Raw genomic sequence first — 12,128 nt, 5'->3', positions numbered from 1 at the left:
CCATGACGGTGCCGGCCCCCGGGCTGCCGGCCCGGATCCGCATCCACGAGGTCGGCGCGCGCGACGGCCTGCAGAACGAGAAGTCCGTCGTACCGACCGAGGTGAAGGCGGAGTTCGTCCACAGGCTCGCGGCGGCCGGGCTCTCCACGATCGAGGCGACGAGCTTCGTCCACCCGAAGTGGGTGCCCCAGCTCGCCGACGCCGAGCAGCTGTTCCCGATGCTCGGCGACGTGGACGCGGCACTTCCCGTCCTCGTGCCGAACGAGCGCGGGCTGGACCGCGCGCTCGCGCTCGGCGCGCGCCGGGTCGCCGTGTTCGGTTCGGCGACGGAGACGTTCGCCGCCCGCAACCTCAACCGCACGGTGGACGAGTCGCTCGCCATGTTCGAGCCCGTCGTCGCCCGGGCGCGGGAGGCCGGAGGGCATGTGCGGGGCTATCTGTCCATGTGCTTCGGCGACCCGTGGGAGGGCGCCGTGCCCGTCCCCCAGGTCGTCAGGGTCGCGAAGGCACTCATGGACCTCGGCTGCGACGAGCTGTCCCTCGGCGACACGATCGGTGTCGCCACCCCGGGCCATGTGGTGGCGCTGCTGGCCGCGTTGAACGAGGCGGGGGTGTCCACCGACACGATCGGGGTGCACTTCCACGACACCTACGGCCAGGCGCTGTCCAACACCCTGGCCGCGCTCCAGCACGGGGTGACCACGGTCGACGCCTCGGCGGGCGGCCTGGGCGGCTGCCCCTACGCGAAGAGCGCCACCGGAAATCTCGCCACCGAGGACCTCGTGTGGATGCTCGACGGCCTCGGTGTGGACACCGGGGTCGATCTCGGCGCACTCACCGCCACAAGCGTGTGGATGGCCGAACAGCTGGGCCGCCCGAGCCCGTCCCGTACCGTCCGCGCGCTGTCCCACAAGGAGTGAAGCCCCCATGTCCCTTGACCACCGGCTGACCGCCGAGCACGAGGAACTCCGCCGTACCGTCGAGGATTTCGCACACGATGTGATCGCCCCGAAGATCGGCGACTTCTACGAGCGCCACGAGTTCCCCTACGAGATCGTGCGCGAGATGGGCCGCATGGGCCTCTTCGGCCTGCCGTTCCCGGAGGAGTACGGCGGCATGGGCGGCGACTACCTCGCCCTCGGGATCGCCCTGGAGGAGCTGGCCCGCGTCGACTCCTCCGTGGCGATCACACTGGAGGCGGGTGTGTCGCTCGGCGCCATGCCCGTCTACCGCTTCGGCACCGAGGAGCAGAAGCAGCGCTGGCTGCCGAGGCTCTGCTCGGGCGAGGCGCTCGGCGCGTTCGGGCTGACGGAGCCGGACGGCGGCTCGGACGCGGGCGGCACACGCACGACCGCCGTGCTGGACGAGGCGGCCGGCGAGTGGGTCATCAACGGTTCCAAGTGCTTCATCACCAACTCCGGTACGGACATCACCGAACTGGTGACGGTCACGGCGGTCACCGGTCGCAAGGAGAACGGCGCGCCGCTCATCTCCTCGATCATCGTGCCGTCGGGCACCCCGGGCTTCACGGTCGCCGCCCCGTACTCCAAGGTCGGATGGAACGCCTCGGACACGCGAGAGCTGTCCTTCTCCGACGTGCGCGTCCCGGCGGCGAACCTGCTGGGCGAGGAGGGCCGCGGGTACGCCCAGTTCCTGCGGATCCTGGACGAGGGGCGGATCGCCATCTCGGCGCTGTCGACGGGCCTGGCCCAGGGCTGTGTGGACGAGTCGGTGAAATACGCGAAGGAGCGGCACGCCTTCGGTAAGCCGATCGGCGCCAACCAGGCCATCCAGTTCAAGATCGCCGACATGGAGACGCGGGCGCACATGGCCCGGATCGGCTGGCGGGACGCGGCCTCGCGGCTGCTGGCGGGCGAGCCGTTCAAGAAGGAGGCGGCGATCGCGAAGCTCTACTCCTCGACCGTCGCGGTGGACAACGCCCGCGAGGCGACACAGATCCACGGCGGCTACGGCTTCATGAACGAGTACCCGGTGGCCCGGATGTGGCGCGACTCCAAGATCCTGGAGATCGGCGAGGGCACGAGCGAGGTCCAGCGGATGCTGATCGCCCGGGAACTGGGCATGGACGCCTGAGCGAAGGGCTCCCGCGGCCCCGCCGGCGACCCCGAGCCGCCCTCCCGGACGACGGGAGGGCGGCTTCCCCTTGCCCCGGCCGCGCCCGGTGTGTGAGGTTAGGCTAGCCTTCCTTCGAATCGTCAGCGGGCGCCCTCGGCGCGTACGAAAGCGGACCCCCTCATGCCCAACCTCCGGACCAGTTCACTCTCCCGCCGCGGCCTGCTGGCCGCCGGTGGTGCCGTAGGCCTCGGTGCCGCCCTCGCAGCGTGCGGGGACAGTGACTCGAAGGGCTCCGGCTCGGGTTCGGGCGCCGGCAAGTCCGGCCCCTGGTCCTTCAAGGACGACCGGGGCCAGAACGCCGAGGCGAAGTCGACGCCGAAGAACATAGTCGCCTTCGTCGGCGTCGCCGCCGCGCTCCACGACTACGGCGTCGAGGTGAAGGGCGTCTTCGGCCCGACGAAGACCGCCGACGGCAAGCCCGACGTGCAGGCCGGCGACCTCGACATCAGCAAGGTCGAGGTACTGGGCAACGTCTGGGGCGAGTTCAACGTCGAGAAGTACGCGGGCCTCGCGCCGGACCTCCTGGTCACCGCCATGTGGGAGAAGGACGCCCTCTGGTACGTGCCGGACGAGTCCAAGGACAAGATCCTCGAGCTGGCCCCGAGCGTCGCCCTGTGGGCCGCGCAGACCACGGTGCCGAAGGCGATCCAGCGTCACGAGGACCTCGCCGCGTCCCTCGGCGCCGATGTGAAGGCCGAGAGGGTCACCGACGCGAAGGCGGCCTTCGAGAAGGCGGCCGCCCGGCTGCGCGCCGCCGCGAAGTCCCAGCCGAACATCAAGGTGCTGGTCGGCTCGGCCAGTCAGGACCTCTTCTACGTCTCGCTCGCCAAGATGTCCGCCGACACCCTGTACTTCCAGGAGCTCGGCGTGAAGTTCGTCGAGCCGAAGGTCAACAAGGCCGGCTTCTTCGAGGAGCTGAGCTGGGAGAACGTCGACAAGTACGACGCGGACATCATCATGATGGACAACCGCTCCTCGGCCCTCCAGCCCGACGCCCTGGCCACCAGGCCGACCTGGGCCCGACTGCCCGCCGTGAAGGCCGGGCAGGTCATCCCGCGCACGACGGAGCCCATCTACTCGTACGCCAAGTGCGCCCCGATCCTCGACGCCCTCGCCGAGGCGATCGAGAAGGCCAAGAAGGCCGGCTGACCCGCCACGGCGGCCTGACACACGGCAGCTGACGCACGGCACGTGACGCACGCAGGCCCGGCCCGGATCCACTTCGGGCCGGGCCTGCGTGCGTCGGAGCCCGGCCCGTGCGCGGGGCGGGGCGGGGCGGGTCAGCCGGAGGCGGGACGTGGCGCCAGTCGGGCGGCGCGGGTTTCCAGGTAGCGGCGCTCGGTCAGGCTGGTGGTGCCGCGGGCGGCGCGGTGGTAGTACTCCCGGGCTGCCGGATGGTCGCCGGCCATCTCCAGCAGGTGTGCGCGGACCGCGTGCAGCCGGTGGTGGTCGGTGATCCGGTCGTCTGCGGCCAGCTCGTCCAGGAGGGCCAGGCCGGCCTGCGGTCCGTCGATCATGGTGACCGCCACCGCCCGGTTCAGGCTGGCCATCGGGTTCGGCGAGAGCCGCTCCAGGATCTTGTACAGCGTGTTGATCTGACGCCAGTCGGTCTCGCCGGTGCTGGGCGCCTCGTCGTGCAGCGCGGCGATGGCTGCCTGCAACTGGTAGGGGCCGAGTGTCGAGCGGGTCATCGCGGCAGTGACCATCGCGACGCCCTCGGCGATGCGACCGCGGTCCCAGCGCGAGCGGTCCTGCTCGTCGAGCGGGATCAGCTCGCCGTGCGGGCCGGTGCGGGCGGCCCGGCGGGCGTCGGTGAGCAGCATCAGGGCCAGCAGGCCGGCCACCGCGCCGTCATCCGGCAGCAGCCGGTGCAGCAGGCGGGTCAGCCGGATCGCCTCGGCGGCCAGGTCGTCGCGCCGGAGCCGGTCTCCGGAGCTGGCGGTGTAGCCCTCGTTGAAGATCACGTACAGCACGTGCAGCACTGCCCGCAGTCGCTCCACCCGATCCTGCCCGACCGGCATGGTGAACTCGCTGCCGACGGCCCTGATCCGCTGCTTGGCCCGGCTGATCCGGGCCGCCATGGTCGGTTCCGGCACGAAGTAGGCGCGTGCGATCTCCGCAGTGGTCAGGCCGCCGACCGCGCGCAGCGTCAGCGCGATCTGCGAGGCCGGGCTCAGCGCCGGGTGGCAGCACAGGAACAGCAGGGTGAGCGTGTCGTCCCGGTTGGCCGGGGTGTCCTCGCCGGGTCCGGGCGACGTAGGATCCGGCTCCCGGGCGGCCACCTCGTCCTCGCGTCGGCGCCGGGCCTGTTCGCTGCGAATCTGGTCGACCAGGCGGCGACCGGCGACCGTGGTCAGCCAGCCGCGCGGGTTGTCCGGGACGCCCTCGGCCGGCCAGCGCGTCGCCGCGGCGAGCAGCGCCTCCTGCACGGCGTCCTCGCTCAGCTCGAACTGCCCGTACCGGCGCACCAGCGCGCCCAGGGCCTGCGGCGCCAGCGCGCGCAGCAGGCCCTCGATGGTGGCGCGGTCGGCGCTCACGCAGTCGGGCCTCCGGAGAAGATCACCTGGCGGACCTCGATGCCCAGGCCGTTGAACCGGGCGTCCGGGATCATCGCGGCCAGCTCCAGCGCGCGGTCCCTGCTCGCGACGTCCACCAGGTAGTAGCCGCCCAGGAACTCCTTGGCCTCCAGGTAGGGACCATCGGTGACGACCGGCACACCCTCGCGGACGCGAACCACGGAGCTCTGGGACGGGTCGGCCAGCGCCTCGGTGCTGATCATCTCGCCGGACTCGCCAAGCGTCTTCATGAACTCGCCGTGGCCTTCCATGATCTCCTGGCGCTCGGCCTCAGTCAGCTCCTCCATGATGGCCGGGTTGATGTGCATGATCAGCAGGAACTTCATATCCAACTCCTCACCGTCGTGGCGCCCGGTCGGGCACCGTCATCGGGTGGTCGTCGCGGGCCAACCGCTCTTGACATGCCGGCGGCGGGTTCAGCAGATCAGATGATTCTGCCGGTACGGGTCAAGATCCGTCGATCGGCTCCGACCTCACGGTGACGATCCAAGTCCCGCCACCGTCATCGCCCTTACAGGAGGAACACGTGGCTCAGCTACTGAGAGTCCAGAACTTCAACGTCTCGAGTGACGGAATCGGTGCCGGTAAGGACCAGACCCTCAAGAAGCCATTCGGTCATGTCGAGCCCGAGAGGCTGTTCGCCTGGGCCGGCGCCACTGCGAGTTGGCCCATGCGCACCGACCCCGGGGGCAGCCGGGGTCTCGACGACTACCTCACGCGGGACTACGCCCGCAACATCGGCGCCGAGATCATGGGCCGCAACAAGTTCGGTCCCCAGCGCGGGCCCTGGCACAACCACGAGTGGCGCGGCTGGTGGGGTGACGAGCCCCCGTTCCGCACCCCGGTGTTCGTCATGACCCACCACAAGCGTCCTTCGTTCACGCTCTCCGACACCACGTTCCACTTCGTCGACGGCGACCCTGCCACGGTCCTCGAACAGGCCCGGGAGGCGGCGCAGGGCAAGGACGTCCGACTCGGCGGCGGGGCCACCACCATCCGGCAGTTCCTCGACGCCGACCTCGTCGACACCCTGCACGTGGCGGTCTCGCCGGTGAAGCTCGGGTCCGGAGTACGACTCTGGGAGTCCCCCGATGAACTGCTCGACCGGTTCCACCTGGAGGTCGTTCCCAGCCCGAGCGGGGTGACGCACCACCTGTTCTGGCGAAAGTGACCGGACCTCAAGGCTGGCCCCGGTCGGCTGTTTTGCCCCCCGGGGGCTGCCTTGAGGCGGGCCGCAGAGCGATGGTTACTCAGCCTCGGCCTTGTTGGCCGCCCGCTGGATCTGCTCACGCAGCGCGGGGTCGGACAAGTAGCGAACGAGCACCTGCATGAGGTCGGGCCAGTGGCCGCGCAGAAGGTCCCAGCCGATCGCTGTGCGGGCGTCGGTGGAGAACAACTGGTCGATGTGCCGGTATCGCACCGCGGGGTCTGGGCGGTGGAACGTCAGGTCCTGGAAGTTCCGGATCCTGGGCAGAAGATCGATCCCCAACACATGCGCTAGCCCGAAAACAGGGAACGACTGGGCGATGCCGCCATAGCCGCCGTAGCGGATCGACGTCTCGGCGAGGGGATTATCGACCGCGGCGTCCATCATGGTGCCGTCCACCGCTGCCACCGATCCGTTGCCCCACGCCTGCACCAGGTCCAGGTCGAGGTGGGCGTCGACGACGTCAGCGCCGGCTCGGGCCAGGTTCTTGGCGGTGCAGTGGCGTTTCGCGATCGCGGCCAGCTCGTGCGCGGAGACCGCGCGTATCTCCTCCGCACCCCCTGCGGTACCGGCCGGAGCGCGGCAGGCTCTACCCGTTCCCCATCAGGGAGAACCGGGAGAACTTCCCCCCGCCGCGCGCCGAGCACGACGACTACTGCCGGTGGGCGGCCGCACGACTGAGCAGTATCCCGTTCAACCAAACCGTTCAGTCGGTTACCCGTGACGAGGGCGGCGGAGTCCACACCGTCCGCACGGCCGACAGCACTTACCGCCCGGGCCTCCCCCTGGACGCGCCGGACTTCTTCGTCGAACCGCGTTCCACGCCCGGCCTGTCGGCGGAGATCCCCTCCACACTGGCCGGAACCGCGTACAGGCCGACCAAGGAACCGACCACGTCCGCACAGCCCTCCATGGCCGGTTTCCAGGTCATCGAGACGGGCATGACCGAAGGGCACCCCTGTTTTGTCGCCAACAACGGGCGGCCCGGTTTCGGGGTGGACGAATATCGTGCGTATGCCCCCGAGGCGGCGGCCGGAATCACACTCGCCCGACCGGCCGCGCGGCGTGATCACGCCACGTTCGCCGCGGGCGCCGGCCTCGGCCGCCCGGGGCTGATCGCCGACGAGCCGGGTGAGGAGTCCCCCGGCCGGTTCGCCGCCCGGATGCACGGCCTCGGGCTCGACCTCGACGACCGCCCAGGCACGGGACCGGGGCCTCCCGATCGAGACGTAAGCGACATTTCCGCCAAACGAGTCGCACTGTGCGAGATTCCTGCCCGATATCGGGCAGATTTCTTGCGTAGCGAGCCCGATCCACGCAATATCGACGAGTGCTCGAACGCCGCCCCACGCATGACGACCTCATCGACCACCTCGTACGCTCCACCGCGCTGCAACGCGGTGAGGCGGCCAGGGTGATCCTCGACGTGCTGGCGTACTTCGACGAGACGGCCGAGGCCTTCGTCCGGCGCCGCCACCGGGAGCTGCAGTCGGGCGGCCTGGTCAACACGGAGATCTTCGAGCGGATCGCGGCCGAGCTGCCGCACCGCGCGGTGGCACCGCAGGAGCTCTCGCTCCGGCAGCTGCGCCGCATCGTCTACGGCTGAGCGGGACGCGCGGTCGGGCACGGACTTTTGTACGTCGACGGAGGGCAGAGAATCCATGTGCGGGATCGTCGGTTACATCGGCAAGCGTGACGTGGCTCCGCTGCTGCTGGAAGGCCTGCAGCGGCTGGAGTACCGGGGCTACGACTCCGCGGGCATCGTCATCACGGGCAAGGCGGCCGCGGGCAAGGCCGGCACGCTGAAGACGGTCAAGGCCAAGGGTCGGGTCCGCGAACTGGAGGCCCGCGTCCCCAAGCGGTTCGCGGGCACCACGGGCATCGCCCACACCCGCTGGGCCACCCACGGCGCCCCGAGCGACGAGAACGCGCACCCGCACCTGGACGCGGAGAACAAGGTCGCCGTCGTCCACAACGGCATCATCGACAACGCCTCCGAGCTCCGCGCGAAGCTCGTCGCCGACGGGATCGTCTTCCTGTCCGAGACCGACACCGAGGTGCTGGTCCACCTCATCTCCCGCTCGCAGGCGCTCACCCTGGAGGAGAAGGTCCGCGAGGCGCTGAGGTCCGTCGAGGGCACGTACGGCATCGCCGTCCTGCACGCCGACTTCAACGACCGCATCGTCGTCGCCCGCAACGGCTCGCCGGTCGTGCTCGGCATCGGCGAGAAGGAGATGTTCGTCGCCTCCGACGTCGCGGCCCTGGTCGCGCACACCCGCCAGATCGTCACCCTCGACGACGGCGAGATGGCCACCCTCAAGGCCGACGACTTCCGCACGTACACCACCGAGGGCTCGACCACGACGGCCACGCCGACCACGGTGGAGTGGGAGGCCGAGTCGTACGACATGGGCGGCCACGACACGTACATGCACAAGGAGATCTCCGAGCAGGCCGACGCCGTGGACCGCGTGCTGCGCGGACGCATCGACGACCGCTTCTCCACGGTGCACCTTGGCGGGCTGAACCTGGACGCCCGCGAGGCCCGCGGTGTCCGCCGGATCAAGATCCTGGGCTGCGGCACCTCCTACCACGCGGGTCTGATCGGCGCCGGCCTCATCGAGGAGCTGGCCCGCATCCCGGCGGACGCCGAGCCCGCGTCGGAGTTCCGCTACCGCAACCCCGTGGTGGACCCCGACACCCTGTACGTCGCGGTATCCCAGTCCGGCGAGACCTACGACGTCCTGGCCGCCGTGCAGGAGCTCAAGCGCAAGGGCGCGCGCGTGCTGGGCGTGGTGAACGTCGTCGGCTCGGCGATCGCCCGCGAGGCGGACGGCGGCATGTACGTCCACGCCGGCCCCGAGGTCTGCGTGGTCTCCACGAAGTGCTTCACCAACACCGTCGTCGCCTTCGCCCTGCTCGCCCTGCACCTGGGCCGCATCCGCGACCTGTCGGTGTCCGACGGCAAGCGGATCATCGAGGGCCTGCGGAAGCTGCCCGAGCAGATCGGCCAGATCCTGGAGGCCGAGGACGACATCAAGAAGCTGGCCGAGGAGTACGCGGGCGCGCAGTCGATGATGTTCATCGGCCGCGTCCGGGGCTACCCCGTGGCCCTGGAGGCCTCCCTGAAGCTCAAGGAGATCTCCTACATCCACGCCGAGGCCTACCCGGCCTCGGAGCTGAAGCACGGCCCGCTCGCGCTCATCGAGCCGGCGCTCCCCACCGTGGCGATCGTCCCGGACGACGACCTGCTGGAGAAGAACCGCGCGGCACTGGAGGAGATCAAGGCCCGCAGCGGGCGCATCCTCGCCGTCGCCCACCGCGAGCAGGAGAAGGCCGACCACACGATCGTCGTCCCGAAGAACGAGAACGAGCTCGACCCCATCCTGATGGGCATCCCGCTGCAGCTCCTCGCCTACCACACGGCTCTGGCCATGGGCCGTGACATCGACAAGCCGCGCAACCTGGCGAAGTCGGTCACCGTCGAGTAGCGGAAACAGCCGGCCGCCCGCCGCGGAGAACACCGCACACTGCGGGAAGCATCGAGGAAAGGCTCCTGACGCGACGTCAGGAGCCTTTCCTCACACCATGCATGACGACTGGTAAGCACGCGGGCGACTCAGGGGATGACGATGACCGGGCGCTGGGCACGGCGCGCGAGACGGCCCGCCACGGATCCGAAGATCCGGCCCACGATGCCGTGGGTCGAACCGACGACGATCGCGTCGGCCGAGTACTCCCGGCCGACCTCCTCGAGTTCGTGGCAGATGTCCCCGCCCCGCTCGACGAGGACCCAGGGCACCTCGGCGAGGTAGTCGGCGCAGGCCAGCTCCAGCCCGAGGACCTCGGTGCGGTGGTCGGGCACGTCCACGAACACGGGCGGCTCGCAACCCGCCCACACCGTGGTGGGAAGCCTGTTCGCGACGTGGACGATGATCAGGCCCGAGCTGTGCCGGTGCGCCATGCCGATGGCGTAGGCGAGGGCGCGCTCGCTGGACATGGAGCCGTCGAAACCGACCACGACGCCATGCCGGAAGGCGGGATCGCAGGAAGGGCGCGACTCTCCGACCGTCTGGGGCTCCGACCCTGGGTCGGCTACCTGCTTGCGGTCTGCGGGTTCAGGGATTTCGTGACCGGCCATCGGTGTCTCGGCGAAGAGAGTCCTCGTGAGGAGAGAGCGGTTCGGAGGTGGGGCTGCGAGCGGTGAAGCTGTGTCCGGGAAACATCTTCCCAAGCCCCTACCCCCAAGGGTACGGCGCCACTCCTCCGCTGCCCAGTCCTCGCGAAGCCCGCGTGCGGCAATGGAGGGAGCATGCCGGACACGGCCCCGGTATGGCAATGCCGGTTGTGTTCTACATGCAGCTCGCGACAGCCACTGACACCTTTCGGCCCGGCTTCGGGCCGGCTCCGGCACCGACACGTGCAAGGCGGCCGAATGCGCCACCCGGTCCCGCCCGTCCGGGCCGTCACACCCAGCCATCGCGTCGCTGCGCTTCGTTCACCCCGGGTGTCAGGACGGCTCACAGAGGCACCTGAGGCGCACAGAGGCTCATGAGAACAAGGGGCGTGCGCCGGTCGCATGACTGGAATGTGCGCACGCGACCGTCAGTTTTCGGCCAACTTCACCAGAACCCCATTTCCTTGGTGTCATGGCCGCCCAACCCACGTGCCAGCAGGCAGGAATAGACCGCGCGGTACGCTTTGACCCTATGGGGACGGGCCATGATCGCGAGGCGCACTTCCCAGGGGGCTCCGTGGGTGAAACGCTTCGTGATCGAACGCTTCGCGCCAAGTTGCCTTGTCGACATAGTGCCGGTGGGGGAACGTGTCACGTCGGCACCACGGGACGCAGTAGATTCGATCTTGAGTCGGAGGCTGGGGACGCGTGCAAGACCGAGGGGAAACGTGCAGGAGCGACAGGCCCGTAGGGACCAGGAAGACGCGAACACCGAGGGGGGCTTAGCGTCATGAGCCAGGACTCCGCCACCGCGACGGAGGTGGCACGGAAGCTTTCCGGGCGGCGACGCCGGGAAGTGGTAGCCGTACTGCTGTTCAGCGGCGGCCCGATCTTCGAGAGCTCCATTCCGCTCTCAGTCTTCGGAATCGACCGGCAGGACGCGGGAGTTCCGCGCTACCGCCTGCTGGTCTGCGGAGGCGAGGAGGGACCGCTGCGCACCACTGGCGGCCTCGAACTCAGCACGCCGTACGGCCTGGAGGCGATCAGCAGGGCCGGCACCGTCGTGGTGCCCGCCTGGCGGTCCATCACCTCCCCGCCGCCCGCCGAGGCCCTGGACGCGCTGCGCCGCGCCCACGAGGAGGGTGCCCGCATCGTCGGACTGTGCACGGGGGCCTTCGTCCTCGCCGCGGCCGGCCTGCTGGACGGCCGGCCGGCCACCACGCACTGGATGTACGCACCGACGCTGGCCAAGCGCTACCCGTCGGTGCACGTCGATCCGCGTGAGCTGTTCGTCGACGACGGCGACGTGCTCACCTCGGCCGGGACCGCGGCCGGTATCGATCTGTGCCTCCACATAGTCCGTACCGACCACGGCACCGAGGCCGCCGGGGCGCTGGCGCGCCGGCTCGTCGTACCGCCGCGGCGCAGTGGCGGCCAGGAGCGCTACCTGGACAGGTCTTTACCCGAAGAGATCGGCTCCGACCCGCTCGCCGAGGTCGTGGCCTGGGCACTGGAGCACCTCCACGAGCAGTTCGACGTGGAGACGCTCGCCGCGCGCGCCTACATGAGCAGGCGGACCTTCGACCGCAGGTTCCGTTCGCTCACGGGCAGCGCACCGCTCCAGTGGCTCATCACCCAGCGCGTACTGCAGGCGCAGCGGCTCCTGGAGACCTCCGACTACTCGGTCGACGAGGTCGCCGGGCGCTGCGGCTTCCGCTCACCCGTCGCGCTGCGCGGGCACTTCCGCCGCCAGCTGGGCTCCTCCCCCGCCGCGTACAGGGCCGCCTACCGGGCCCGCCGTCCGCAGGGCGGGGTGCTGGAGAGCGTCAGTACGGCGCTCGACACGTCCGTGCCCGTCCAGGGCACGGCGTCGAGCCGTCGAGCCGCCGCCGCGGCCTCCCCCGGCCCGTCCCCGGTCACCGCGTCGACGGGTCCGGGGGGCGCCGGGGAGCGCTTCGGGCCGGGTCCCGAGGCGTACGTCCAGGGCCGCCCGGCCCTGCCGGGGCAGCGCAGCGCCCCGTAGGGTGGGTTC

The 12,128-nt window shown here is 70.2% G+C and carries 10 protein-coding genes and 2 pseudogenes; 8 read left to right on the top strand and 4 right to left on the bottom strand.

The features are described from left to right. Positions 1-2 precede the first annotated feature (2 nt). The 3 genes from ACFYY2_RS20780 to ACFYY2_RS20770 all read left to right on the top strand — a co-directional run bounded on the left by ACFYY2_RS20780 (position 3) and on the right by ACFYY2_RS20770 (position 3,285). A complete protein-coding gene (locus ACFYY2_RS20780; RefSeq protein WP_388745092.1) occupies positions 3-920 on the top strand; it encodes a hydroxymethylglutaryl-CoA lyase in 918 nt (305 codons plus the stop codon). 7 nt (positions 921-927) lie between these two features. Further along, positions 928-2,094 (top strand): acyl-CoA dehydrogenase family protein, encoded by a 1,167-nt coding sequence (locus ACFYY2_RS20775; RefSeq protein ID WP_388744923.1) that lies wholly within the window; start codon positions 928-930, stop codon positions 2,092-2,094. Between the two features lie 162 nt (positions 2,095-2,256). Further along, complete coding sequence (locus ACFYY2_RS20770) at positions 2,257-3,285, top strand: ABC transporter substrate-binding protein (RefSeq protein ID WP_388744921.1); 1,029 nt, start codon at positions 2,257-2,259, stop codon at positions 3,283-3,285. 131 nt (positions 3,286-3,416) lie between these two features. On the opposite strand, the gene ACFYY2_RS20765 is transcribed toward ACFYY2_RS20770, so the two are convergent. Beyond that, positions 3,417-4,673 carry an RNA polymerase sigma factor gene (locus ACFYY2_RS20765; protein WP_388744919.1) on the bottom strand — a complete coding sequence of 419 codons (1,257 nt, stop codon included), beginning with the start codon at positions 4,671-4,673 and terminating at the stop codon, positions 3,417-3,419. Further along, a complete protein-coding gene (locus tag ACFYY2_RS20760; RefSeq protein WP_388744916.1) occupies positions 4,670-5,038 on the bottom strand; it encodes a YciI family protein in 369 nt (122 codons plus the stop codon). The genes ACFYY2_RS20765 and ACFYY2_RS20760 overlap by 4 nt, the downstream gene beginning before the upstream one ends. A gap of 200 nt (positions 5,039-5,238) precedes the next feature. On the opposite strand from ACFYY2_RS20760, the gene ACFYY2_RS20755 reads away from it, so the two are divergent. Continuing rightward, on the top strand, positions 5,239-5,883 hold the full coding sequence (locus ACFYY2_RS20755; protein ID WP_388744914.1) for a dihydrofolate reductase family protein: 645 nt from the start codon (positions 5,239-5,241) through the stop codon (positions 5,881-5,883). 75 nt (positions 5,884-5,958) lie between these two features. On the opposite strand, the pseudogene ACFYY2_RS20750 reads toward ACFYY2_RS20755, so the two are convergent. Continuing rightward, a pseudogene (locus ACFYY2_RS20750) lies at positions 5,959-6,468 on the bottom strand (Tn3 family transposase); the annotation flags it as partial. An 11-nt stretch (positions 6,469-6,479) separates the two neighbouring features. On the opposite strand from ACFYY2_RS20750, the pseudogene ACFYY2_RS20745 reads away from it, so the two are divergent. The 3 genes and pseudogenes from ACFYY2_RS20745 to glmS form a co-directional block, all read left to right on the top strand. Then, positions 6,480-7,112: pseudogene (locus ACFYY2_RS20745) on the top strand (IucA/IucC family protein); the annotation flags it as partial. Positions 7,113-7,249: 137 nt separating this feature from the next. Further along, complete coding sequence (locus ACFYY2_RS20740) at positions 7,250-7,525, top strand: hypothetical protein (RefSeq protein WP_388744912.1); 276 nt, start codon at positions 7,250-7,252, stop codon at positions 7,523-7,525. A gap of 55 nt (positions 7,526-7,580) precedes the next feature. Further along, positions 7,581-9,410, top strand: coding sequence for a glutamine--fructose-6-phosphate transaminase (isomerizing) (glmS, locus tag ACFYY2_RS20735; RefSeq protein WP_388744909.1), 1,830 nt, complete (start codon positions 7,581-7,583; stop codon positions 9,408-9,410). 128 nt (positions 9,411-9,538) lie between these two features. On the opposite strand, the gene ACFYY2_RS20730 is transcribed toward glmS, so the two are convergent. Further along, entirely contained in the window at positions 9,539-10,060 is a 522-nt protein-coding gene (locus ACFYY2_RS20730) for a universal stress protein (protein WP_329037531.1), read from the bottom strand. An 826-nt stretch (positions 10,061-10,886) separates the two neighbouring features. Between ACFYY2_RS20730 and ACFYY2_RS20725 the strand changes: the two genes are divergently transcribed. Next, complete coding sequence (locus ACFYY2_RS20725; protein WP_388744906.1) at positions 10,887-12,119, top strand: helix-turn-helix domain-containing protein; 1,233 nt, start codon at positions 10,887-10,889, stop codon at positions 12,117-12,119. The last annotated feature ends 9 nt before the right edge of the window (positions 12,120-12,128 follow it).

The sequence above is a fragment of the Streptomyces sp. NPDC001822 genome (genome assembly GCF_042892135.1).
Lineage (GTDB): Bacteria > Actinomycetota > Actinomycetes > Streptomycetales > Streptomycetaceae > Streptomyces.
This window is presented reverse-complemented; position numbering and strand designations above follow the sequence as displayed.